This is a genomic window from Tardiphaga sp. P4_G1 (assembly GCF_056401215.1).
Genome location: NZ_JBFUJU010000008.1, coordinates 367,900 through 390,909, shown reverse-complemented (window position 1 = coordinate 390,909; position 23,010 = coordinate 367,900). Strand labels below are relative to the sequence as shown.

20 protein-coding genes and 1 pseudogene are annotated in these 23,010 nt (G+C 62.9%); 12 read left to right on the top strand and 9 right to left on the bottom strand.

The features are described 5' to 3' along the window. Nucleotides 1-941: pseudogene (locus tag AC1DUY_RS21300) on the top strand (NF038122 family metalloprotease); the annotation flags it as partial. Between the two features lie 17 nt (nucleotides 942-958). Here AC1DUY_RS21300 and AC1DUY_RS21295 read toward each other — a convergent pair. After that, nucleotides 959-2,686: a cation:proton antiporter gene (locus tag AC1DUY_RS21295; protein ID WP_478116797.1), complete on the bottom strand. Its 1,728-nt coding sequence runs from the start codon at nucleotides 2,684-2,686 to the stop codon at nucleotides 959-961. 154 nt (nucleotides 2,687-2,840) lie between these two features. Here AC1DUY_RS21295 and AC1DUY_RS21290 point away from each other — a divergent pair, with 154 nt between their 5' ends. Then, nucleotides 2,841-4,082, top strand: coding sequence for an aminotransferase-like domain-containing protein (locus AC1DUY_RS21290; protein ID WP_478116795.1), 1,242 nt, complete (start codon nucleotides 2,841-2,843; stop codon nucleotides 4,080-4,082). A gap of 25 nt (nucleotides 4,083-4,107) precedes the next feature. Here the strand turns inward: AC1DUY_RS21290 and AC1DUY_RS21285 are convergent, their stop codons facing one another. Continuing rightward, the gene (locus AC1DUY_RS21285; RefSeq protein WP_089262113.1) at nucleotides 4,108-4,953 is read right to left on the bottom strand and encodes a DUF1499 domain-containing protein; all 846 of its coding nucleotides are present in this window, start codon (nucleotides 4,951-4,953) and stop codon (nucleotides 4,108-4,110) included. Nucleotides 4,954-5,154: 201 nt separating this feature from the next. On the opposite strand from AC1DUY_RS21285, the gene AC1DUY_RS21280 reads away from it, so the two are divergent. After that, nucleotides 5,155-6,765, top strand: coding sequence for an acyl-CoA synthetase (locus tag AC1DUY_RS21280; protein WP_478116793.1), 1,611 nt, complete (start codon nucleotides 5,155-5,157; stop codon nucleotides 6,763-6,765). A gap of 206 nt (nucleotides 6,766-6,971) precedes the next feature. On the opposite strand, the gene AC1DUY_RS21275 is transcribed toward AC1DUY_RS21280, so the two are convergent. Beyond that, on the bottom strand, nucleotides 6,972-7,493 hold the full coding sequence (locus tag AC1DUY_RS21275) for an SRPBCC family protein (RefSeq protein ID WP_478116791.1): 522 nt from the start codon (nucleotides 7,491-7,493) through the stop codon (nucleotides 6,972-6,974). Between the two features lie 220 nt (nucleotides 7,494-7,713). On the opposite strand from AC1DUY_RS21275, the gene AC1DUY_RS21270 reads away from it, so the two are divergent. Both AC1DUY_RS21270 and AC1DUY_RS21265 read left to right on the top strand, forming a co-directional pair. Next, nucleotides 7,714-8,331: a LysE family translocator gene (locus tag AC1DUY_RS21270; RefSeq protein ID WP_175368816.1), complete on the top strand. Its 618-nt coding sequence runs from the start codon at nucleotides 7,714-7,716 to the stop codon at nucleotides 8,329-8,331. 80 nt (nucleotides 8,332-8,411) lie between these two features. Next, a complete protein-coding gene (locus AC1DUY_RS21265; protein WP_478116789.1) occupies nucleotides 8,412-9,386 on the top strand; it encodes a DUF3592 domain-containing protein in 975 nt (324 codons plus the stop codon). 48 nt (nucleotides 9,387-9,434) lie between these two features. On the opposite strand, the gene AC1DUY_RS21260 is transcribed toward AC1DUY_RS21265, so the two are convergent. After that, the gene (locus AC1DUY_RS21260) at nucleotides 9,435-10,238 is read right to left on the bottom strand and encodes an N-formylglutamate amidohydrolase (protein WP_478116787.1); all 804 of its coding nucleotides are present in this window, start codon (nucleotides 10,236-10,238) and stop codon (nucleotides 9,435-9,437) included. 126 nt (nucleotides 10,239-10,364) lie between these two features. On the opposite strand from AC1DUY_RS21260, the gene AC1DUY_RS21255 reads away from it, so the two are divergent. Both AC1DUY_RS21255 and AC1DUY_RS21250 read left to right on the top strand, forming a co-directional pair. Next, nucleotides 10,365-11,273, top strand: a complete 909-nt coding sequence (locus AC1DUY_RS21255; RefSeq protein WP_093760029.1) for a transglutaminase family protein — start codon at nucleotides 10,365-10,367, stop codon at nucleotides 11,271-11,273. Nucleotides 11,274-11,280: 7 nt separating this feature from the next. Next, nucleotides 11,281-11,676 (top strand): gamma-glutamylcyclotransferase family protein, encoded by a 396-nt coding sequence (locus AC1DUY_RS21250; RefSeq protein WP_478116785.1) that lies wholly within the window; start codon nucleotides 11,281-11,283, stop codon nucleotides 11,674-11,676. Here the strand turns inward: AC1DUY_RS21250 and AC1DUY_RS21245 are convergent. From AC1DUY_RS21245 to AC1DUY_RS21235, 3 genes are all read right to left on the bottom strand, one after another. Next, nucleotides 11,673-12,890 (bottom strand): MFS transporter, encoded by a 1,218-nt coding sequence (locus AC1DUY_RS21245; protein WP_478116783.1) that lies wholly within the window; start codon nucleotides 12,888-12,890, stop codon nucleotides 11,673-11,675. The two genes, AC1DUY_RS21250 and AC1DUY_RS21245, sit on opposite strands and share 4 nt — an antisense overlap. Before the next feature lie 156 nt (nucleotides 12,891-13,046). Further along, nucleotides 13,047-13,289, bottom strand: a complete 243-nt coding sequence (locus AC1DUY_RS21240) for a BrnA antitoxin family protein (protein WP_478116825.1) — start codon at nucleotides 13,287-13,289, stop codon at nucleotides 13,047-13,049. Between the two features lie 160 nt (nucleotides 13,290-13,449). Beyond that, nucleotides 13,450-14,004, bottom strand: coding sequence for a chlorite dismutase family protein (locus AC1DUY_RS21235; RefSeq protein ID WP_478116781.1), 555 nt, complete (start codon nucleotides 14,002-14,004; stop codon nucleotides 13,450-13,452). Between the two features lie 382 nt (nucleotides 14,005-14,386). Here AC1DUY_RS21235 and dnaG point away from each other — a divergent pair, with 382 nt between their 5' ends. Both dnaG and rpoD read left to right on the top strand, forming a co-directional pair. Further along, entirely contained in the window at nucleotides 14,387-16,405 is a 2,019-nt protein-coding gene (dnaG, locus tag AC1DUY_RS21230) for a DNA primase (RefSeq protein ID WP_478116778.1), read from the top strand. Nucleotides 16,406-16,685: 280 nt separating this feature from the next. After that, nucleotides 16,686-18,815: an RNA polymerase sigma factor RpoD gene (gene rpoD / locus AC1DUY_RS21225; RefSeq protein ID WP_089262093.1), complete on the top strand. Its 2,130-nt coding sequence runs from the start codon at nucleotides 16,686-16,688 to the stop codon at nucleotides 18,813-18,815. 187 nt (nucleotides 18,816-19,002) lie between these two features. Here the strand turns inward: rpoD and AC1DUY_RS21220 are convergent, their stop codons facing one another. Beyond that, a complete protein-coding gene (locus tag AC1DUY_RS21220) occupies nucleotides 19,003-19,827 on the bottom strand; it encodes a LytTR family DNA-binding domain-containing protein (protein WP_478116776.1) in 825 nt (274 codons plus the stop codon). Between the two features lie 120 nt (nucleotides 19,828-19,947). Between AC1DUY_RS21220 and AC1DUY_RS21215 the strand changes: the two genes are divergently transcribed. The 3 genes from AC1DUY_RS21215 to AC1DUY_RS21205 all read left to right on the top strand — a co-directional run bounded on the left by AC1DUY_RS21215 (nucleotide 19,948) and on the right by AC1DUY_RS21205 (nucleotide 22,402). Next, nucleotides 19,948-20,919, top strand: coding sequence for an alpha/beta hydrolase family protein (locus tag AC1DUY_RS21215; RefSeq protein WP_478116774.1), 972 nt, complete (start codon nucleotides 19,948-19,950; stop codon nucleotides 20,917-20,919). Nucleotides 20,920-21,122: 203 nt separating this feature from the next. After that, nucleotides 21,123-22,058, top strand: coding sequence for a non-homologous end joining protein Ku (gene ku, locus AC1DUY_RS21210; protein WP_478116772.1), 936 nt, complete (start codon nucleotides 21,123-21,125; stop codon nucleotides 22,056-22,058). Then, the gene (locus AC1DUY_RS21205) at nucleotides 22,055-22,402 is read left to right on the top strand and encodes a hypothetical protein (RefSeq protein ID WP_089262085.1); all 348 of its coding nucleotides are present in this window, start codon (nucleotides 22,055-22,057) and stop codon (nucleotides 22,400-22,402) included. Before ku ends, AC1DUY_RS21205 begins: the two co-directional genes overlap by 4 nt. 156 nt (nucleotides 22,403-22,558) lie before the next feature. On the opposite strand, the gene AC1DUY_RS21200 is transcribed toward AC1DUY_RS21205, so the two are convergent. Continuing rightward, nucleotides 22,559-22,894 carry a hypothetical protein gene (locus AC1DUY_RS21200; protein WP_478116770.1) on the bottom strand — a complete coding sequence of 112 codons (336 nt, stop codon included), beginning with the start codon at nucleotides 22,892-22,894 and terminating at the stop codon, nucleotides 22,559-22,561. Between the last annotated feature and the right edge of the window lie 116 nt (nucleotides 22,895-23,010).

The window sequence follows — 23,010 nt, the reverse complement described above, 5'->3', positions numbered from 1 at the left end:
CGACCAGCCTTGTCGCCGCCGGCAATACGTTCCTGCTCCTCAGCGGCGGRGCSGGACCYTCGCTGAAGCWGTCSGGCRCCGAYGTSACAGTGGGGCAGTTCGGCGACTGGACACCGATCGGGGCGGAACAGACATCGAGCGGCTACCAAGTCGCCTGGAAGATGGCCGGTGCCGACCAGTACACGATCTGGACCACTGACAGCAGCGGCAACTATATTTCCTTTAGCGGCGTGATGCCCGGCAGTAGCGCGACACTGCAATCACTCGAAGCAAGCCTCTACCAGGACCTCAATGGCGACGGGTTCACCGGGCTGCATGGCACCGTGATCGAGGCCAACGGCGCAACCAGCCTGATCGCCATCGGCAATGCGTTCTATCTCGCGAGCGGCGGAGCGGGACCTTCGCTGAAGCAGTCGGGCGCCGACGTGACAGTGGGGCAGTTCGGCGACTGGACACCGATCGGGGCGGAACAGACATCGAGCGGCTACCAAGTCGCCTGGAAGATGGCCGGYGCCGACCAGTACACGATCTGGACGACCGACAGCAACGGCAACTACCTCTCCTTCAACGGCACGACGACAGGCGCCAGCCCAAGGCTGCAAGCATTCGAGCCCAGTTTCCATCAAGACCTGAATGGCGACGGCTTTACCGGTATTTTCAACGGTGGACTCAACAACCAATCATTTGCGTTCCGGCCCGGCATCGGCGCAGAGCTGATATCGGACAGCAGCAGCATCGCGCTGGAGGGGTTCGCCGCGGTCTCCAGCATGCAGGAACTGACCGCCGCGTTGCACGAGGCGCAAGCCGGCCAACCGCAAACGCTGTTCCAGTCGATCAACAACGGTCAGGACACCCTGATCGACCTCGGTGATCACGACAGTCTCACGCTGGCGAACGTGCATCTTGCCGATCTCCAAGCTAGTCATTTTCTGATTCTGTAGTTTCACTCAGCCACCGGTCAGGGCAGCACCTCTCGCCGCTCCGCCAGCTGCGCGTCCATTTCGGCGCGTTTATCGTCCAGCAGGCCCTGATCGGCGGCCTCGATCACCTCATACAGCGCATGGGCGTCGCTGAGCCGGGGCACGGTGACGTAGTCGGCGCCGGCGGCGTAAATATCGCTCACGTCGCCGAGCACGTCCGCCGTGGAGATGATCTTGGCGGTCGGGTTGATCGAGCGGACATGGCGGACCAGCTTCTCGTTATTCGCGCCCTTCAGCAGCGAGTCCGGCACGCTGAGGATGATGATCTCGGCCTTGCCGACGCCGGCATGGACCAGCGTGTCGACATTGCTGATGTCGCCATAGATCACGTGCTGGCCGCGCCCGACCAAAGTGCGGAAGACGTTCGGATTGAAGTCGACGACGCTGATCTGGTCGAGCAGTGACGCGTTCTGGCGCTCGATCTCGGCGAGCAGGGCGGACGCGGTGCGGAAGAAGCCGAGAATGACGATGCGGCGGGCGTCGCCATGGCCCTCGGCATGATCGCCCTCGCGGCCCTGGCCGTGATCGAGGTCGCGCAGCCCGATGCGCTTCATCGGGCCGATCAAGAGGCGCGTGATCTGGTCGCTGCGCATCATCGCGAAGGTCGAGAGGACCGCCAGGATCACGAAGGCGAAGGATGCCGCGCTGGAGGTCTGCGTGGTGATATGGCCGGCGGCAATTCCCGTTTGCAGCACCACCAGCGAGAATTCGCTGATCTGCGCCAGATTGAGCGCCGGCAGCAGGCTGGCGCGCAGGCCCTGCTTCATCAGATACAGCGGCGTGAAGGTCGTGAGCATGCGGCTGATCACGGTGAACACGGCGATGATCAGGGCGAGGCCGATAGTGGCGCCGTTCGGGATCGGGATCGTCATGCCGACGGCGACGAAGAACAGCGTGATGAAGAAATCCCGCAGCGTCGTCACCTTGGCAGTGACGTCGAGCGCGTAGGGGAAGGTCGATAGCGATACGCCGGCCACCAGCGAGCCCATCTCGCGCGACAGATGCAGCCGCTCGGCGATTTCGCCAATCAGGAAGCACCAGGCCAGCGCGCCCAGCAGCACCAGTTCCGGTCGTCGTGCGATCTGGTGGAACAGCGCCGGCAGCACATAGCGGCTCAGGATCAGCGCAGTGGCGACCAGCACGCCGACGCGGGCGATCGACAACGCGACAACGCTGACTTGCAGGTCGGCGAGGCTCGGCTGCACCGCCAGAAATAGAATCGCGAAGATGTCCTGCAGCACCAGGATGCCGAGCGTGATGCGGCCGGGCAGTGTGTCGAGCTCGCGCTTCTCGTAGAGCACCTTGACGATGACCACCGTCGAGGACAATGCACAGGCGACGCTGAGATAGAGCGCATCGAACCCGCCGCCGCCGAGCTTGAGCCCGAGCGCCATGAAGAAGGCCGCGCCGAGCACGCAGCCTGCGATCAACTGGCCGCCCGCGGCGAACAGAATGACCTTGCCGGCGCGGATGATCTTCTTCAGGTCGATCTCGAGACCGATCATGAACAGCATGAAGATCAGGCCGAGTTCGGAGATCGTGCTGATGGATTCGTCCGACTTGACCCAGCCGATGCCGAATGGCCCAATGATGAAGCCGGCAATCAGATAAGCAAGAATCAACGGCTGACGGGTGAAATGCGCAATAAGCCCGATGCCCCACGCAAACAGGATACACAGCGTGATATCGCGGATTAAGTCGTGCATGCCCCTGCCGGAAAAGCCTTACATTTCGGCGGCACTCTAATGGTGCGCCGCGTGAGGGCAAAGGGGTAATATCCGGCATTCGGCGCGCGATACACGCGGGGGGCGGTCCAACGAGGCAGCCTTCATCATAAAAAGCTTCAGGGAGACGACGTTCATGACCACTGCACGGTTCGACTACGCGCCATTGCTGCCTCCGGGCCTGCCCGCGGCTGCGGCAAAATGGACCGGTCTCGCCAAATACAGCTTCGTCGGCGGGAACAACGATATGGACCAGGTGCCGGTGGAGGGTCTGACTGCTGCCGCCAATGCCGTCATGCTGCGCGAGGGACGCACGCTGGCAACCTACGGTCTGGCGAGCGGTCCGCAGGGCTATCTGCCGCTGCGGGATTTCATTGCTACCAAGCTGAAGCGCGATGCGAGCATCGATTGCAGCGCCGATGACATCCTGGTCGTATCCGGCTCGCTGCAGGCGCTCGACCTCGTCAATCACAGCCTGCTCGCCAGGGGCGACACCGTCATCATCGAGCGCGACTGCTATCAAGGCTCCATCAACCGGCTCACCCGTCTCGGCGTCAATATCGTCGGCATCCCCTTGGATGACGACGGCATGCGAATGGACGCGCTGGCCTCAGCATTGGAAGATCTGAAGGCGAAGGGCATCCGGCCGAAATATATCTATACGATCCCGACCGTGCAGAACCCGACCGCCACCATCATGCCGGAAAGCCGTCGCCGCGAGTTGCTGGCGCTGTCGGCCAGATATGGCGTCCCCATCTTTGAGGACGATTGCTATGCCGACCTGATCTGGAACGGCGAGCGTCCGCCGGCGATTCACGCGATGGATAAGACCGGCAGCGTGATCCATATCGGCTCGTTCTCCAAGTCGATCGCGCCTGCTCTCCGCGTTGGCTACATCGTCGCGCCCTGGCAGATCATGTCGCGCATGCTGGCGCTGAAGACCGATGCCGGCTCAGGCGCACTGGAGCAGATGGTCCTCGCCGAATATTGCGTGCCGCATTTCGCCACCCATGTGCCGAAGGCGACGCGCGGACTACGCGCCAAGCTGGAGACGCTGATGGACGCGCTCAACGAGCAGTTCGGCACGGCGGCGGAATTCGACGAACCCAAAGGTGGCATCTTTCTGTGGGTGAAACTGCCCGCCAATGTCGATGCGATGAAGCTCTATCAGGCCGCGCTCAAGGCCGGCGTGTCGATCAATCCCGGCCCGGAATGGTCTGTCGACAAGGCCTATGCGCACAGCCACATTCGCATCTGCTTTGCCAGCCCCACGCATGACGAAATCCGCGAAGGGATCGCGGTCCTCGCTGATGTCTGCCGGCAGGAGTTCGGCGTGCCAGAGCGGATCGCGAATGTGGAGAAACGCGCGCGGGGGTGAGAGCTTGTCGCGGAGGGGCGGGAGCCTACTTCTTCGCGCCCTTTGCCGCAGCCTTCGCCGGCGTCGCTGCCTTCTTCGGCGCCGGCGCGCTGTCGACGGCGGTGTTGATGTCGTCGATCAGCTTGGTGATGCGCGCGGCGTTGCTGCCGAGGTCGCCTTCGAAATAGCGCGACGACGAGCGGATATCGACGCGTGAGCCTTCGCCGTCGGGGGTGAAACGGATCGAGACGTCCTCGCGAAAACCCATGATAGGGGTGCGCGCCACCGCCTCGATACGGCCAATGCGGCGCGGCGGCTGCGGCGGACGCTCGTCGATGACGATCCACTTGCGCTTTTCGACCAAAGCGCGCGTCACGTCATAGGCGCGTTGCACGGGCACCTCCAGCTCCACCGGCTCGATATCCGGATAGGCCGTGCGCTGCTGCTCCGCGGAGTAGAGGCCGGAATAGACGGCTGAATTGGTACCGTCGCCGGTCCGCAGCCGCGCCAGCGCCTCGAAGCGCGGCGGGTCGACCGGGTCGGTGGTGATGTCGTGGATCTTCGGCAGCTTGCGGTACTGGTACGCAAGGTAGCCGGGATACGCCAGGATCACCACGTCGAGCATCAGCGCCACCATGATCACGCTCATGCCCCGCGAGCCGTTCTGCCAGATCGCGGCAAAGCCGGCGAGCGCCACCAGGATCGAGAGGCCGGCGAATCCCAACGCGCCAAAGAAGGTCATCAGCGCCGGTTTTACTTCAAGGAACCCGAAGCGGACGATGATGATCGAGGTAAGGGCTGCAATGGCGGCGAAAACCGCGAGGCGCCGCGCCCACAGCGCCAGGCTGGATACTGGCTCCGACTGATAAGCGGCCGAAAACCTGCGTGCCATGGGGAATTTCTGCCGGATTGAGCTTGCGAAGGCGCTGATAGCGCCGGGTTCCGAATAGGGTGCTTGAGACCATGCCGGGCCGGGAATTTCAAGGCACTTTGGCGGACAGGACTCCTCGTTTAAGAATGGGGCCGCGGCCGTTCAGACTTCTCCCCTGGTATAACGAGAAGAAGCAAGCAACGCCGCAGGGAGCCGCCTGCCATGCTGGTCGAAACCACGGATTATGAGACGCTCGCCCGCAATTTCCGCTGGGATGTGCCGGAGCGATTCAACATCGCGACGGTGGCCTGCGACCGTCATGCAGACGGTAGCGGGCGGCTGGCGCTGATCTATGTGGACGAGGACCACGGCACGCATCGTTTCTCCTTCGACGAGATGCAGGCTTTCTCGCGCAGCTTCGCCAATGTGCTAAAGGCGGATGGCCTGCAGCGCGGCGACCGCATTGCGGTGTTTTTGTCGCAATCGGTGGAATTGCCGGTGGCGCATCTCGCGGCGTTCCGGTCCGGGCTGGTGTCGGTGCCGCTGTTCACGCTGTTCGGCGAGGACGCGTTGGAATTCCGCCTTGCCAATTCCGGGGCCAAGGCCATCGTCACCGACGCGAGCGGCTGGGACAAGTTGTCGAAAATCCGCGAGCGGCTGCCTCATTTACAAGATATCTACGTCACGGACAGTGCACCGCATGCCGGCGCCAAATCGTTCTGGTCGGCGATCGAGGCGGCGTCCGAAGACTTCACCACGGTCGATACGTCCTGCGACGATCCCGCCATCATCATCTACACCTCGGGCACCACGGGAAATCCCAAGGGCGCGCTGCATGCCCATCGCGTGCTGCTCGGCCATCTGCCCAATGTGGAGATGGTGCACAGCTTCTTTCCGAAGCCGGGCGACGTCTACTGGACGCCGGCCGACTGGGCCTGGATCGGCGGGCTGTTCGATGCGCTGTTTCCGGCCTGGTATCACGGCGTGCCGATCGTTGGCTATCGCGCCAGGAAATTCGAACCTGACGCCGCGATGCAGCTGATGGCCGATCACAAGATACGCAATGTGTTCCTGCCGCCGACGGCGCTGAAGCTGATGCGGCAGGCAAACGTGAAACATGATGGCGTGAAGCTGCGTAGCATGCTCACCGGCGGCGAGTCGCTCGGTTCTGAATTGCTCGACTGGGTGCGCAATACGTTCGGTATCGATGCCCATGAAATCTACGGCCAGACCGAGTGCAATCTCGTGGTCGGCAACAATGCCGATCTGTTTCCGATCCGCCCGGGCTCCATGGGCAAGCCGACGCCGGGTTTCGATGTGCGTATCGTCAATGAGCAGGGCGAAGAACTGCCGCGCGGCGAGCGGGGCATTGTCGGTATCAGACAGCCTAATCCCTGCACCATGCTCGGCTATTGGCAGAACCCCGAAGGTACCGCCAAGAAATTCGCCGGCGAATTCCTGCTCACCGGCGATCTCGGCATTCAGGATGATGACGGTTACTTCTGGTACGTGTCACGCGAAGACGACGTGATCACATCCGCAGGTTATCGTATCGGTCCGTCGGAGATCGAGCATACGCTGCTGAAGCATCCCGCGGTGGCGCTGTCGGCGGTGGTCGGCATTCCCGATCCGATCCGCACCGAGGCTGTGAAGGCCTGGATCGTGCTGCGCCCGGGCTTCGTGCCCAGCGATGCACTGGCGCGCGAGCTGCAGGATTTCGTCAAATCGCAACTCGCCGCCCATGAATATCCGCGCCATGTGCAGTTCGCGGAGAGCCTGCCGATGACGGCAACGGGCAAGGTGCTCAGGCGGGAATTGCGGGCGCTGGGGTAGTTCTTAACCTCTCCCCGCCCTTCGCGGGGAGAGGTCGCCGCGTCTTCGCGGCGGGTGAGGGGCAGGGCACACAGTTCGTACCAGCCACGCCACTCTCGAATCTCACCGACCCGAGAGTGAAGCTTCGTGGGGTCGACGTACCCCAGCCCCTCACCCCACCCCTCTCCCCGCGCAGAGCGGGGAGAGGGAGCGACAGCGCGTGCCGCTCACATCCCTGGCACCTTGATCCCCATCTCCTTCAGCGCCGCCAGCAGCTTCAGCGGCGGCTCCATCTGGATCGCGGGGACCTTGCCTGTTTCCAACAAACTCTTCAGGCTGGAAAGGATAGCCGGCCAGCCTGCGCGTCCGCCGGACAGGATGTCGTCACTGAGTTGGCGATCATGCGCCTGCGTCATCGTCAGCTTCACCGTCTCGGCCGACGGCATGAGATCATAGGTGACGAGTGTCGAGCCGAGCGCTTCGACAAGTCCGGGCCAGTTGACGTCCCAGGTGATGACAAGTTTGCGCGGCGGATCGTGTTCGATCACCTCGCCCGAAACATGCAACGATCCATCCGGCGCGAGAACCTTGAACGCGCCGCCGATCTTCTGTTCGAGCTCGACCGCGAAGCCGGAAAAATACTGCCGGCTGAACTCCGCCGAGGTCAGTGCTAGCCACACTTTTTCGGGCGTGGCGGCAATGTAGATCGTGTAGACGATCGCGGGCCGGAACCTGTTGATATCGATCATGGCCGTTGCTCTATGCGTGCAGTGACAGGCAACCAGATGGCGCCCTGCCGGGCAAGTGTGTTTTGCTGCGAGCAATACGAGTGCTAGTGTTAAGACGACAACACACCGTCGTCATGCCCGGCCTTGTGCCGGGCATCCACGTCTTAGCCTGCAGTGAAGGCGTGGATGGCCGGCACAAGGCCGGGCATGACGTAGATAAAATCGGAATAGGAGCGTGCCGATGTCGCTGCAAGTCTATCTCGCCTTTGTCGTCGCCTGCATCGCGCTGGCGCTGCTACCCGGTCCGAACGTCACGCTGGTGATTGCCAACGGGCTGCGCTACGGCACGCGCGCGGCGATGATCAGCATCGCCGGAACGCAAGCGGGGCTTGCCGTGGTGATCGGCATCGTCGCGCTCGGACTGGCAACGCTGATGGCCACCATGGGCTATTGGTTCGACTGGGTGCGCTTTGCCGGCGCCGCCTATCTGGTGTGGCTCGGCATCAAGATGGTCCGCGCGCCGGTCGAGGGTATCGATGCGGATACGCCGCCGGCGCCGCCGCGTGGCGGCTTCTTCCTGCAGGGCATGATGGTGCTGCTCAGCAATCCGAAAGTGCTGGTGTTCTTCGGCGCCTTCATTCCGCAATTCGTTGATATGGAGAAGAACCACATCCTGCAGGTCGGAATCCTTGGTGCGACTTTCATGGTGACGGCCGCGCTCACCGATATCGTCTATGCGGTGGCCGCGGGCCGTGCGCGACAATTCTTCTCGGCACGGCGCACGCGGTTGCTGTCGCGCATCTCCGGCGGCTTCATGATCGGCGGCGGGGTCTGGCTGGCGCTGACCCGAGCGCGGTGAATCTTTTGTCGCGCTGAACCTTTCGCCGCATCGTCACGTCAAACTTCGGGGCGCGCCGCGCCGTGCCATGAGGTTTCGCCGTGCCCGACATTCCCTGGTTCGTTTATGCCATGCTGCTGGCGCCGTTTGGCCTGATCCTGGTCGCGGCCGGCTATAAATATCTGCAGGTCCGCGCTGCCAGCGACTGGCCGTCCACCTTCGGCAAGGTGATCGTCTCGACCTCCGAAGTACGAGACGTCAAGGTGCTCGACGACACGCGCGAGGAGCGCAAGCGCACCGAAAAGCGCAATTTTGCGAATATCGTCTACGAATACACCGTGAGCGGACAGAAACTTACGAACAACCGCGTCAGCATCGGCGAGGACCGCGGCAATTTCGAAGTCGCCGAGACAATCGCGCGCTATCCGGTCGGTACCGCGGTGATGGTCTACTACAACCCGCGGCACCCGCGCGACGCCGTGCTCGATCGCGAGATGCCGAAGGGTATCGGCGGCTGTCTTGGCATCGCTGCCGTCATCGTGTTGGCGATCGTGGTTGGCGGCATCTTTGGTGGCGCCCGCATCAACGAATTCATCGCAGAGCATCTTGCCGATCCGAAGCGATCGCCGATTGTGACGGCGCTCTGCGGGTTCGGCTTCCTCGTTGCCTTGTTCGGCCTGGCGCTACACCGGCAGGGGTCTCTGGCCAAGAAGTGGCCGGTGGTGCCCGGCACCGTCAAACTGGGCGCGCCCGAGACCTATGTGAGCAGGGACAGCGACACCGGTCGCAGCGGGCCGGTGATGCAGACCCGGAACGTGCAATACAACTATCGTTTCAAGCACGTCGCCTATATCGGGTCCGCCGGGAGCTTGAGCACCAGCAACCCGAACCCGCCGCAATGGCAGTTGCGGCTGTTCGGGATGGACTACAAGAACGGTGACGCTGTGAAGGTCTTCGTCAATCCGGACAACCCGTCTGACTCGACGCTGAGCCCTGGTGGTCGCGCGGCCTATTTCCTGTGGGCGGTCGCGGCGGGATTTGTGGTGGTGGCTTATTTCATCGGGACGCACGGCTAGGCACTTCACGCCGCGCAGGCGCATTGGCAGCTACGCCGGCATCAAAGGCTACAGATGCGACGCGCGCGGCGTGATCAGCGTCGCCTCGATCTCGCTGAAGATGCGCGTGAGCCGCTCCGCCCATTCGGTCTGGCCGCTGACATCGGTGATCAGATCCTGCCGGATCTCGATGCCTGTATTCATCAGCCCGCGTTTCTCACCATGCACGGGGATCGTGTAGTCAGTGGCATCGGAGACCGCGTAGGGCTCGTTGTCGCCCACTACCAGATCGGCTTCGGCGCGCAGATGATGCAGCAGCAATGGCGGCAGTTTGCTGTCGTGCTGATAGAGTGTGCCGATATGCCAGGGGCGGGGAATGCCGGCATAGACAGGCGTGAAACTGTGCAGCGACACCAGCACTGTCGGCTGGCCCTTTGCCAGCCTTGCATCGATCACCTCGTCGATGCGCCGGTGATACGGATCGAAGATCAGCTCGCGCCGGCGCGCCTTCGCATCGGACGTGAGACCGTCATTGCCGGGCACGGTGGTCGCCTCGCTGATCAGCGGAATCGCGCTTACGGCGTCCGGCGGGCGGTTGCAGTCGATCACCAGCCGCGAATAGCGCTGCGCCACGAGATGCGCATCGAGCGCCCGAGCCATCTGCTCGGCGACGCCGGCGATGCCGACATCCCAGGCGATGTGGCGGACGAGCTCGCTCTCGGGCAGGCCGAGCTCGCCGAGCATCTCGGGAATCAGCCGGCCGTAGTGATCGCAGGTCAGGAGAAAAGGGGAGTTTCCGGCGGTATTGAGTTCCAGAACGGGCGGAACCTCCTGGGGGCCGAGACGTAGGGATGTGTCCTGATTGCTATCCAAGGCTCTGTCCAAAATTCTGTCCAAGGCTTTTTCCCGATATTGCCTAACGATGCGGCATCCCGGCCTGTGATTCTGCAGGCTTCCGTATAAATTACACGGGACAAATCACGCATGAACGAACCATTGATGCCCCTGCTCACGATTCATCACAAGACCGAATATCGCTACGCGCATCCCGTCGCGTTCGGCGAACACCGGATCATGCTGCGGCCGCGCGATGGCCATGATCTGCGCATGCTCAACGGCAAGCTCGAGATCACGCCGGAGCCGCTGTCGCTGCGCTGGATCCACGACGTGTTCGGCAATTCAGTGGCGATCGCCACCTTCGACGAGCACGCGCGAAAGCTCACCTTCGTCTCCACCGCGACCATCGAACATCTGCCGTCGGACGAGTTCGCGCTGACCGCCGATGACAAGGCCTATTTCTATCCGTTCCTGTATGACGGCGAAGAACTGCCCGATCTGCAGGAATTCATCCGGCCGCAATATGGCGATCCCGATGGTGAACTCGCCACATGGGCGCGCGGATTTCTCGACCCGCAGGGCCGCACGCCGACCGTCAATATTCTGACCGGCATGACGCTCGGCATCCGCAAGCAGTTCGCCTATCGCAAGCGCTATGAACACGGCACCCAGCATCCGCTCGATACGCTGCAGACCAAATCCGGCACCTGCCGCGATTTTGCGCTATTCATGATCGAGGCGCTGCGCCGGCTCGGCATCGCCGCACGTTTCGTGTCGGGCTATCTGTTCATCCATGGCGATCGCGAGCACAATTATGTGGGCGGCGGCTCGACCCATGCCTGGGTGCAGGTCTATCTGCCGGCCGCAGGCTGGATCGAATTCGATCCGACCAATGGCATCATCGGCAGCAAGGATCTCATTCGCGTCGCCGTGGCGCGCGATCCGCGTCAGGCGGTGCCACTGCACGGCACCTATATGGGCTCGGCCGATGCGTTTCTCGGCATGGATGTGAGTATCAATGTGGTGTCCGCGGGCGACGATGTCGCCGCTGCACTGGCCGAGAAAGTCTAGCCGCCGCATGCCCGATCGCGTCTTCGTCTATGGCACATTGATGCGCGGTTTCGATCATCCGATGTCGAAGCTGCTCTCGTCCGGCGCCGATTTTCTCGGCGAAGCCTCCTGCCGCGGCAGGCTGTATATGGTCGCGCATTATCCCGGCCTGCTGCATTCCGACGATGCCAATGATGTCGTGTTTGGCGAGCTGTTTCGGCTGCGCAAGCCGGTTGAGCTGATGGCCGCGCTCGACGACTATGAGAGCGTCGGCCCCGGCCATCCGCAGCCGATGTTGTATCTGCGCGAGCGGATCGCTGTGACGCTCGCCGATGGCAGCGTGAGTGAGGCCTGGACCTATATCTACAACAAGCCGGTCGATGAAACGAAGCGCATCATGTCCGGGCGTTTCCTCGCGCCCTAGCTCACTTTGCGTCTGCTGGCGACCTCAAGGCCGAACAAAGCCAGCGCAATCAGCGATGCGCCGATGCCGATCAAGGCGATCATCGACGTGCCGCCCGATGCCACGGCAAATCCACCGAAGCCCGAGCCGATCGCGCCGCCGAAGAAGGCGCAAGCGAGAAACAGCGCGTTGAGCCGGCTGCGGATATGGCCGGCGAGGGCATAGATCGCGCGTTGTCCAGCCACGACATTGCCCTGCGTGCCGGCGTCGATCAGGATGCCCGCGATGACGAACAGCGTCACGGCCGTCGCGCCGCCGGTGTGGCCGCCGATCCAGGTCAGTACGAAACTCACCAACACCAGCAGCATCGCGGTGACGGTGACGAGATCGCCGCGGCCGCGATCGGCGAGGCGTCCCGCAAGCGGGGCCACCAATGCGCCGCCGGCGCCGGACAGCAGGAAGGCCGACATGGCGATATGGCCGAACGAGAACGGCGCCTGGTCCAGCACCAGCGGCATCGCCGTCCAGAACAGGCTGAAGGAGCCATAGAGCAGGCATTGATAGGCCGAGCGCTGCTGCAGCACCCGCGTGGTCAGCATCAGGTCCCACAGCGAGTGGATCAGCGTCGCATAGGTCAGCTCATGCTTCGGTTGCCGGCGCGGCAGCGCGATCACCATCAGTGCGAATACGCCGCACATCAGCACCGCGGACATCACGAACACCGCGCGCCAGCCGAACGAACCGGCCACCATGGTGGCCAGTGGCCGCGACAGCAGGATGCCGAACAGCAGCCCGCTCATCACGGTGCCGACGATCTGCCCGCGCCGTTGCTCCGGCGCCAGATGCGCCACCACCGGCAAGATCATCTGCGTACCCACGGCGGCGATACCGAGCAGCAAGGTCGAGGCGATGAAGATCGCTGCCGTGGGTGCGGCTGCGGCGATCAGCAGGCTCACGATCAGGCTGCCCAGCGTGATCAGGATCAGCCGCTTGTTCTCGACGAGATCGCCGAGCGGCACCAGGAACAGCAGGCCCAGCACATAGCCGAACATCACCATGGTCAGCATGATGCCTGCCGACGACAGGTCGAGCCCGAAGCTCTCGCTGATCGGCCCCACCAGCGGCTGCGCGTAATAGATATTGGCGACGGTGACGCCGCAGGCGACGGCAAAGGAAAAAATCAGCCAGCCGCCGGGACCGGAGTCGCGGGCGGCGTGTTCGGACGATGAGGGCATGGAGGCTTTCAGGCGGGCGGGGCGGTGGGAGAGATATGGCGCATATGATGCCATGCCAGAAGTGCGGCGTCTTGAATGGGAGCCATGCAGGTTGGATGTTCGGCGCCGGTCCCGCCCTCAGCCGCTCCTATGGAGCGGCGGGCAATGACGGGAGAACTATGCCCGTTTCTTGGTCTTCAGCTTGGCCTTCTGCAGCATGTAAGACCGCAGCACCGCGTTCATTCGGCCCTGATAGCCATCGCCCTCGCTCTTGAAGAAATCCAGCACGTCTTCGTCGATGCGGATGGAGATGGCCTTCTTCTTGGCGGGCATGACGACGACGCCATCCGACCAGTCGATATCGAGAGGCACGGCGTCGGGATCATTGCGAACCGCTTCTTCGATCTGTTCGTCGGTCAGTGCGTCGAGTGCGGCCCAATCGGTCCTGCCTCGAACAGGTTCGTATCTAGAGACGATCGTAATATTTTCTTCGCTCGTCTTTTCGCGCGCGGCGCGCCGAGATGATGTGACAGAATGTGCCGCGGATCGTGCACGCGACGGCGACTGTATATGCTGCTGGTCAAGCCGCCTTCACCACCCGCACATCCACCTCGTGCTCGACATAGCTCCATTCTTCCGTCTCGCGCAGGCCGCCGACGAGATCCTCGAATTCCTGCGCGTGTTCCGGCGCATATTCGAACCAGGTGAGAAAATCGAAGGGTTCGCCGAGGTCGCGCGAATGGTAGAGCTGGCGCGCGATGGCGGGCAGGTATTTCAGGCTGTCGGCGATGTGGCGGGATTTGTCCTCGAAAATACGGCGCCGCTCGTTCTGGGTCATGTCCCACCACGCCGCGTTCTTCCTGATAGGGATCAGCGCGCCATGGGTTGCCTCAGGTCGGCCGAGCCCGGCCTGTGCCGCAACCAGTGCGATCTTCTCGGTACGCTCGACATAGCGGACGTGGCTGGCGACGCCGGCGAGGCGCCAGGATGTCTGCGACGGCAGCAGCGGCAGCGAGATGGCGTCGGCATGGGTGATGGACAGCGCCGCAACGGGTTTGAGCGTCTCGCCCTTGACGGGCGAGATCGAGATCACCTGCCATGCACCGGTATTTCCGCCGCGGAATGTCGTGAACATGGAATATGAGAGCGTGGAACCGGGGTGAGTTCAAGCAAATTGACACAAACTCGTCATTCCGGGGCGCGCGCGGCGACAGCCGCACGCGAACCTCAGCCATTCCAATTATCCCGAGATGTTCATCGTCGCTCGCTTCCCGGTGTCCAGTCGCGATGAACACAACGGGATTCCGGGTTCGCCCGCGCAAAAGATGCGCGCGCGCCCCGGAATGACCAGCTTTATTTTCGCCTGTGAATAGCGGGCGCAAGAACCGCAGGTTCAAATCTGCTCCCGGAAAACCTATATCCATGGTCGGCTGGGCCAAGGCTCATGGGCTAAAGCCCAAAAGGCTCACATCCGAGCCCGCAACACTTACCTAACCCGATCGCACGATAACTGCCCCATGCGCTTCACGCCCCAATTCCTCGACGATCTGCGCGCCCGGCTTCCGGTTTCGGAAGTCGTGAGCAAGCGCGTCAAGTTGAAGAAGGCCGGGCGCGAATGGAAAGGCCTATCGCCGTTCCAGCAGGAGAAGTCGCCGTCGTTTTTCGTCAATGACGAGAAGGGATTTTATCACGACTTCTCGTCGGGTAAGCACGGCGACATCATCAATTTCGTGATGGAAACCGACGGCTGCGCCTTCCCGGAGGCGGTCGAGCGGCTGGCGCAGATGGCGGGTGTGGCGCTGCCGGCGGCGACGCCGGATGCCGCGCGCCACGAGCAGCGCCGCAAGACGCTGTATGACGTCATGGATCTCGCCGCAAAATTCTTCGCGGACACGCTGGTGGGGCGCGAAGGCGCCCGTGCGCGCGGCTATCTCGCCGATCGCGGTATCACGCCCGCGGTGCAGCTCCAGTTCCGCATGGGCTTTGCATCCGAAGATCGGTTCGCGCTGAAGGAATATCTCGGCGCCGCCGGCGTGCCGGTGCCCGACATGGTCGAAGCGGGCCTGCTGATCGGCGGCGAGGACATCCCGGTGCCCTATGATCGCTTCCGCGATCGCGTGATGTTTCCGATTTCCGATGTGCGCGGACGCATCATCGCCTTTGGCGGCCGCGCGCTGAAGAAAGATGCGCCGGCGAAATATCTGAACTCGCCGGAAACCCCGCTGTTTCACAAGGGCGACAATCTCTACAACCTGCCGATGGCGCGAAAGGCCGCGCATGACGGCGCGCCGCTGGTGGTGGTCGAAGGCTATGTCGACGTCATCGCCATGGTCGGCGTTGGCTTCTCCGGTGCCGTCGCGCCGCTCGGCACCGCGCTGACCGAGAACCAGTTGCAACTGCTCTGGAAGATGGCCGACGAGCCGATCCTGTGTTTCGACGGCGACAAGGCCGGCCAGAAGGCGGCATGGCGCGCGGCGGAGCTGGCGTTGCCGCATCTCAAGCCCGGCAAGAGTTTGCGCTTTGCGCTGCTGCCCGAAGGACAGGACCCCGACGACCTCGCCCGCTCTGGCGGCCGCGCGGCGATCGAGGATGTGATGGCGGCGGCGGGCACGCTATCGGATCTGATCTGGGCGCGCGAGATCGCCGGCGGCACGTTTGCGACGCCGGAGCGCCGTGCGGCGCTGGAGGCGCGCATCAACGAATTGTCGAACGGCATCCGCGACGATGTCGTGAAGAAATACTACCGCCAGGACATGACCGAGCGGCTGCAGCGCGCCTTCGGCACCGGCCCAAAAAACTACGGCGGTAACAACGGCGGCCGCGGCGGCTTCCAGCAGGGCGGCGGAGGCGGCGGTTTTGCGCGCAGTCCGCGTCCGTTTACCCCCGGTCCAGCGGGGCGAATCAGTGGCGGCGGGCGGGGCGGGGCCAATGCCGGGCCCCAGACCATCCAGCGCGGGCCCTATCAGGTGGTCAGTCCACAGCTTGCGACCTCGTCGATCATGCGCGGCCAGCGCAGCGCCATTTCCCGGCGCGAAGCGCTGATCGTGCAGTCGCTGATCAACCACCCCTGGCTGCTGCATGACCGGCTGGAGGAGGTGGCGGCGCTGGAACTCGCCCATCCCGAGATGCACCGGCTGCGTGCCGGGATCATCGCGGCCTTCGCCCATGAGCATCATCACGGCGATGAGGCCGAGCAAAGTGAACAAATGCGTTCAGATCTGGTTAAAGCTGGATATTCCGAGCAATTACAACACGTTGAGCAGGCAGTTACCACTCAGGCGGTGTGGGCGGCGCGGCCTGGTGCGGCCCGCGAGGATGTTCTTTCCACCTGGACGCAGCTCGTTGCCTTGCATCGCCAGTGGCACTCATTACTTAGGGAGCTTAAAGACGCGGAGCTTGCTCTGGGCGCAGAAGCGAGCGAAACGAACTACGGCTGGTTGCGCGATGTGAAGGCCCGGTTGGCTGAGGTCGACGGGATCGAGGCGCTGATCGAGGGGTTCGGAGAATCCTCGGGGCGGTTCCAGCGCAGTTCGTGAAGCAACTTTGCTGCGGATGGTGCCCGGGCAAACCGCGAAAAGACTCGCCAAACCCATGGTTTGGCTGCAAAAACAGGGTTAATCCGGGCTTAAGGCTCTCCACGTTAAGGGTCTGGGCTTAAGTAGTGAAAACCGCGAAGACGACGTCGGGGGTGGCGATGGATATGCGCCGCCCTTTGTGCGTCAAGTGGTGACGATGATTGGATCGGGGCGCTTGCGCCCCCTGGATTGATAGCGGGGCGGTGACGCCCCCGGCGTGAGCGCGTTTCAGGAGCATTGAATGGCCACCAAGGCAAAGACGCTGCAGACCAAGGACAAGGAAAAAGACGACAAGGCAGCTGACACGCCGGAGAAGGACTCCGCAGACGCGCCGTCACCTTTGCTCGACCTGTCCGACGCTGCCGTCAAGAAGATGATCAAGCAGGCCAAGAAGCGCGGCTTCGTGACCTTCGATCAGCTCAACGACGTCTTGCCGTCCGATACCACCTCTCCTGAACAGATCGAAGACATCATGTCGATGCTCTCCGACATGGGCATCAACGTTTCCGAAAACGAAGACAGCGATGGCGAGGAAGAGAGCAAGGACGAGGACGACGATACCGACAACGAACTCGTCGAAGTCACGCAGAAGGCCGTCACCGAAGTCAAGAAGTCGGAGCCCGGCGAGCGCACCGACGATCCCGTCCGCATGTATCTGCGTGAGATGGGCACCGTCGAGCTGCTGTCGCGCGAAGGCGAAATCGCCATTGCGAAGCGCATCGAGGCCGGCCGCGAGGCGATGATCGCAGGCCTCTGCGAGAGCCCGCTGACCTTCCAGGCCATCATCATCTGGCGCGATGAACTCAACGAAGGAAAGATCTTCCTTCGCGACATCATCGATCTCGAAGCGACCTACGCTGGCCCCGACGCCAAGAACAACATGAACCCGGCGCTGATCGCCCCGCCCACGGGCGATGGCGAAGCTGTGGCCGAAGGCGCCGAAGCCGTTGCGGCTCCGCCTGCGGCGCCGCCGTCCGCCACCCCGTTCCGTCCGGCGCCGCCGCGTTCGGCGCCTGCTGCGGCCCCCGCCGGCGAAAGCACGTCGGAAGGCGCTGCCGACGGCGACATGGACGACGACGAGTTCGAGAACCAGATGTCGCTCGCCGCCATCGAGGCCGAGCTGAAGCCGAAGGTGGTCGAGACCTTCGACAAGATCGCCGACTCTTACAAGAAGCTGCGCAAGCTGCAGGAACAGGACATCGCGAACCAGCTCGAGAGCGCCTCGCAGGGCCCCTCGCTGTCGCCGTCGCAGGAGCGCAAGTACAAGAAGCTCAAGGACGAGATCATCGTCGAGGTGAAGTCGCTGCGCCTCAACCAGGCGCGTATCGATTCACTCGTCGAGCAGCTCTACGACATCAACAAGCGCCTCGTCTCGTTCGAAGGCCGCCTGCTGCGTCTCGGCGACAGCCACGGCGTCGCGCGCGAGGATTTCCTGCGCAACTATCAGGGCTCGGAGCTCGATCCGCGCTGGCTCAACCGCGTCTCGAAACTCTCGGCCAAGGGCTGGAAGAACTTCGTTGCCATCGAGAAGGACCGCATCAAGGAACTGCGCGGCGAAATCCAGCAGCTCGCGGCGCTCACGGGTCTTGAGATCGGCGAATTCCGCAAGATCGTACACGGCGTGCAGAAGGGCGAGCGCGAAGCCCGCCAGGCCAAGAAGGAGATGGTGGAAGCCAACCTCCGTCTCGTGATCTCGATCGCCAAGAAGTATACGAACCGCGGCCTGCAGTTCCTGGATCTGATCCAGGAAGGCAATATCGGCCTGATGAAGGCCGTCGATAAGTTCGAATATCGCCGCGGCTACAAGTTCTCGACCTATGCGACCTGGTGGATTCGGCAGGCGATCACGCGTTCGATCGCCGACCAGGCCCGCACCATCCGCATTCCCGTGCATATGATCGAGACGATCAACAAGATCGTGCGCACCTCGCGTCAGATGCTCAACGAGATCGGCCGCGAACCTACTCCTGAGGAACTGGCTGAGAAGCTGGGCATGCCGCTGGAGAAAGTTCGAAAAGTTCTCAAGATCGCCAAGGAGCCGCTGTCGCTCGAAACCCCGGTGGGTGACGAGGAAGACTCGCATCTCGGCGATTTCATCGAGGACAAGAACGCGATCCTGCCGATCGATGCGGCGATCCAGTCCAACCTGCGCGAAACCACCACGCGCGTGCTCGCCTCGCTCACCCCGCGCGAAGAGCGCGTGCTGCGCATGCGCTTCGGCATCGGCATGAACACCGACCACACGCTGGAAGAAGTCGGCCAGCAGTTCTCGGTGACCCGCGAACGTATCCGCCAGATCGAAGCCAAGGCGCTGCGCAAGCTGAAGCACCCGTCGCGCTCGCGCAAGCTGCGGTCGTTCCTGGATAACTAACGGTCGCTGTCGATCACTCGATCCTTCTGATGATGCCCGGCCTCGCGCCGGGCATTTTCGTGTGTGCGTGCCGCGCTTTCACGCGCTCGTTGCCAAGGTACGTGGCTGCAAATATGTTCATGATTTGTTCTTTTCGTCAAGAGGCTTTGTGTCGCGTGTCCTTCACCCGCCGCGGAGCGGAGGCGGATTAGGTGTCGCCAATCGGTCCTGCGCGCGCTGGTTCGACGCCGCGGTTGTCCGGCGCGGTCTCTGTCGTGAGCCAGCCGGCCTCGCGCACCATGGCCACGGCCGAGCGGGAGACAGGGGCGGTGATCCCGTTGACGAGTTGCAGGCGCAGATTGCGGCCCTCGGTCACGACGCGCACAACGGCCTTCCGCGCGACCCACCATGACCGGTGCACCTGCAGGCCGTCAGCGGTGCCGAGAGCCGTCATGGCCTGATTGAGCGTTGCCAGCACCAACCGGGAGTGGCCGGCGATATGGTGGACGCGGACATAGTGATCTTCCATCTGCAGGCAAAGCACCGCGAAGGGCGGCGCACCGAGCAGGCCGAAAGCCGTTGGCGGCGCGTCGTCGGCTTCCTTGGCCTGGTGCCGCTTGTGTCGTCGTGCCTGAAGCAACAGGGTGAAGCCGAGCACGACTGGCAAGGCGGTGATCAGTCCTTGCACATACCAGTCGAGCGGGCCCAGCCTTCTCAGGAACGGCCATATCGATACGCCGATCCACGCGGTCCAGATCTGAAATGGGACGGTCAGGATGGCGACGCCGAGGACGATCGCCGTCCACGTCATCCACGGCCTCAACTGGAATCGCAGCACCACGCGGATCAGGGACCCATACAGCAGGATTCCCGACCAGAAGCAGGCAAGCTGAAACGCCACGCGCTGCCATGCCGGTCCATTCAGATAGCTGCCGAATGGTCCGATCAGGCCGAGGAAGATGGCGCAGACGGTCGCGATCGCCAGGTCGATGGCCCAATCCCGCAGAAAATCACGTTGCCGAGCGTTGCTCATGACGTCTCATCGTAGCGGTTCGCCCACCGGCGAACCCGTTCGCCCATTGGCGAACAACGGTTGGCGCAGGGTGGCGCCGCTTGCAGAACTCGCGTGTCATCCCAATCCGCAGGAGGTTCCATGCGCAGCATCATCGCACAGGTTTTCGTCGCATTCATCGCTATCGCCGCCGCCAGCCAGGCCGACGCCGCGGTCGGCTTCCAGCATTTCAGCATTAGCGATCCACAAGGGCCACCCATCGAGGTCGGCGTTTGGTATCCCACCGGCGCTGCGCCGAAGCTGCAGGCGATTGAGTCCGATCAACAGATGGTTGCCCGCGATGCGGCACTCGCGGGCGACCGCCTGCCGCTGGTGGTGATATCCCATGGTCACGGCGGCTCCTATGCCGGGCATCTCGACACCGCCATGGCCCTGGCCAATGCAGGTTTCGTCGTCGCCGCCCTCACGCATAACGGCGATAGCTGGCGCGACCCGGGCAACCCCACCGCGATCTGGGAACGGCCGCGCCAATTCAAGCTGGTCACGGATTATATGCTGGACGCATGGGGTGACCATGGGCGTATCGATGCGACGCGCGTCGGCGCGTTCGGCTTCTCGGCCGGCGGATTCACGGTGCTCGCGGTGGCCGGTGGCGAGCCGGACCTGCGGGCTCTCGGGGATCACTGCAGGGCGCATCCCGCTTTCGAAGATTGCCAGATCGTCGACCGGCACCCGCTTCCGCTGGATGCCGCTATCGTCTGGGCCCACGATCCGCGCATCAAGGCGGTCGTCTCCGCGGCGCCCGCCCTTGGTTTTGCCTTCGGTCGCAAGGGCCTGGCGGCGGTCCGTCAGCCGGTCCAGCTTTGGCGGGCCGAGGACGACCAGGTCCTGCCACATCCCTATTATGCGGAGGCCGTCCGCCTCGCTTTGCCGACGTTGCCCGAGGTGCATGTCGTGGCGAATGCCGGGCACTACGATTTTTTGACGCCATGCTCCGCGCAACTGGCAACACGCGTGCCGGCGATCTGCACCAGCAGACCGGGGTTCGACCGCGCTGCATTTCATGAGCGCTTCGATCGCGACATCGTCGCGTTCTTTGCACGGGCGCTGTAGTCGCGGCCTGGATTTGGTTCGCCCGACAGCTGCTTCGTCGGCTCCTTGTCGAGATGGGCGCGCGCACCTGCGGTGCGCGTCGGCGCCTCGGCCGCGTGCTGTTCGAAGGTCGGCTTGCCGAACTGGTTCCGGCACCGGGAACAAATCGGGCGGGTCCCGCTTGAGTCGGGATTGTGTCGCGTCGTGTGAGTTGGAGTATTGCCATGGCCCCGCGTGCCAATTGGAAGGGCTTTTTGCGCCTGTCCCTCGTGAGCTGTCCGGTCGCGCTATATCCCGCCACGTCGGATTCCGAGAAGATCAGCTTCAACCAGATCAACCGCAACACCGGCCATCGCATCAAATATCTCAAGGTCGATGCGGATACCGGCGAGGAGGTGGCCGCAGACGACATCATGAAGGGCTTCAAGGTCGATACCGATACCTATGTCGAGGTGTCGAAAGACGAACTCGACAACATTGCGCTGGACTCCACCCGGACCATCGAGATCGACGAATTCGTGCCGAAGGCCGATATCGACCCGCGCTACGCCATCCGTCCCTATTACCTCGTGCCCGACGGCAAGATCGGCCACGACGCCTATGCGGTGATCCGCGAGACCATCCGCGACATGGGCAAGGTGGCCATCGGCCGGCTCGTGCTCACCAATCGCGAGCACATCATCGCGCTGGAGCCGCTGAAGAACGGGCTGATGGGTACGCTGCTGCGCTATCCCTATGAGGTGCGCGACGAGGCGGAGTATTTCGACGACATCCAGGACGTCAAGGTCACCAAGGACATGCTCGATCTGGCGCGGCATATCGTGGAGCAGAAGGCCGCCGAATTCGAGCCCGGCAAATTCGAGGATCGCTACGAGTCCGCGCTGGTCGATCTCGTCAACCAGAAGCGCAGCGGCGTCGCCCTCAAGCCGCATGGCAAGGCGCGGCCCGGCACCAATGTGGTCGATCTGATGACCGCCCTGCAGCAGAGCCTCAAGGGCGGCGGCGCCGCGCCGACGCCAAAGGCGAAGAAGCCGCCGAAGCGCGCCACCGGCCAGAAGGAAATGCTGCTGCCGATCACGGGCAAGAAGGAGGCCGCGCCGGCGAAGAAGGCGGCGCGGCCGGTGGCCAAAGGGGTGACCAAGGGAAGGAGGGCTGGATGACGCGCGCCTGGACCCCGTCGCTGGTGCCGGATGCCGGCGAGCAGACCGTCTATCTCGTGCTGGATTGTTTCGACCGCGCCGGCTGCGCCTGGCGCGAGGCCGATGTCGCGGCGACCGATCTCGAAACCGTCATCGCCGACCTGATGTCCGGCCAGTACAACGATCCGCAGCGCGTGATCGCCTTCAACACGGCCGAGCGCTGGGCCGACGACGTGTCGGAAGACGTCGCCCGCGAGATCCGCCGCCGCGCCGACCGCAATTACGAGGACGTCACCTCGTCGCTCGACGACTTCGTCCAGCGCCACGCCGGCCGCGAGCAGCAGCTCACGCTCAGGCTGGCGTGACGCGGGGTCAGAGATACTTCTCCGCGACGAGCGGGGTGACCGAATAAAAAGGCGGACCGCAACGCCAGCCAGTAGCTTAAGTGTGGAATCGCTAATCTAGCGATTCCACACTGTTTTTGCGGGCAAAATTCTTCGGCCGATCGTTCTAACCGAACGTTAGTGATGACCACTATCAGCACTATCGTCGCTGACGTGATCACCCCTACTGGAGCTCGTAATTCCAGAGTTGCCAGATGAAGTATTAGAGTGGAGGAAGCCCCAGCGCTCTGCATCGATCACCATCGACGTATAAAGCGTCCTGACACCGTTGTATTCAGGATCAGAAGGCCTTGTTTCATCGAGTTTCTTTCTCAACTCCGCTAAGTGCTTCAATCGAGCTTTCTTGCTAAAAAGCCAGAAGACTCCAAGTCCAATCGTGAGCAGTCCCACAATGCTCACGGCTGTTGTCCAGACAACCGCAGGACCCGCGAAAACTTTTGTGACCGTGTCCATCGCCCATCCAAATTTACCAGGCCACTCAATATCACGTTGTTAGCCTATCACACCATATTCGGGCGCTATCGGTGCAGAGTAGTTATGAGCATGCCGGGCGAACGGCATGCTCATAG

What these genes read in the sequence shown, in the direction of transcription:
- AC1DUY_RS21295 (WP_478116797.1), bottom strand. Translation starts at nt 2,686, where the DNA reads ATGCACGACTTAATCCGCGATATCACGCTGTGTATCCTGTTTGCGTGG.
- AC1DUY_RS21290 (WP_478116795.1), top strand. Translation starts at nt 2,841, where the DNA reads ATGACCACTGCACGGTTCGACTACGCGCCATTGCTGCCTCCGGGCCTG.
- AC1DUY_RS21285 (WP_089262113.1), bottom strand. Translation starts at nt 4,953, where the DNA reads ATGGCACGCAGGTTTTCGGCCGCTTATCAGTCGGAGCCAGTATCCAGC.
- AC1DUY_RS21280 (WP_478116793.1), top strand. Translation starts at nt 5,155, where the DNA reads ATGCTGGTCGAAACCACGGATTATGAGACGCTCGCCCGCAATTTCCGC.
- AC1DUY_RS21275 (WP_478116791.1), bottom strand. Translation starts at nt 7,493, where the DNA reads ATGATCGATATCAACAGGTTCCGGCCCGCGATCGTCTACACGATCTAC.
- AC1DUY_RS21270 (WP_175368816.1), top strand. Translation starts at nt 7,714, where the DNA reads ATGTCGCTGCAAGTCTATCTCGCCTTTGTCGTCGCCTGCATCGCGCTG.
- AC1DUY_RS21255 (WP_093760029.1), top strand. Translation starts at nt 10,365, where the DNA reads ATGCCCCTGCTCACGATTCATCACAAGACCGAATATCGCTACGCGCAT.
- AC1DUY_RS21250 (WP_478116785.1), top strand. Translation starts at nt 11,281, where the DNA reads ATGCCCGATCGCGTCTTCGTCTATGGCACATTGATGCGCGGTTTCGAT.
- AC1DUY_RS21245 (WP_478116783.1), bottom strand. Translation starts at nt 12,890, where the DNA reads ATGCCCTCATCGTCCGAACACGCCGCCCGCGACTCCGGTCCCGGCGGC.
- AC1DUY_RS21235 (WP_478116781.1), bottom strand. Translation starts at nt 14,004, where the DNA reads ATGTTCACGACATTCCGCGGCGGAAATACCGGTGCATGGCAGGTGATC.
- dnaG (WP_478116778.1), top strand. Translation starts at nt 14,387, where the DNA reads ATGCGCTTCACGCCCCAATTCCTCGACGATCTGCGCGCCCGGCTTCCG.
- rpoD (WP_089262093.1), top strand. Translation starts at nt 16,686, where the DNA reads ATGGCCACCAAGGCAAAGACGCTGCAGACCAAGGACAAGGAAAAAGAC.
- AC1DUY_RS21220 (WP_478116776.1), bottom strand. Translation starts at nt 19,827, where the DNA reads ATGAGCAACGCTCGGCAACGTGATTTTCTGCGGGATTGGGCCATCGAC.
- AC1DUY_RS21215 (WP_478116774.1), top strand. Translation starts at nt 19,948, where the DNA reads ATGCGCAGCATCATCGCACAGGTTTTCGTCGCATTCATCGCTATCGCC.
- ku (WP_478116772.1), top strand. Translation starts at nt 21,123, where the DNA reads ATGGCCCCGCGTGCCAATTGGAAGGGCTTTTTGCGCCTGTCCCTCGTG.
- AC1DUY_RS21205 (WP_089262085.1), top strand. Translation starts at nt 22,055, where the DNA reads ATGACGCGCGCCTGGACCCCGTCGCTGGTGCCGGATGCCGGCGAGCAG.
- AC1DUY_RS21200 (WP_478116770.1), bottom strand. Translation starts at nt 22,894, where the DNA reads ATGGACACGGTCACAAAAGTTTTCGCGGGTCCTGCGGTTGTCTGGACA.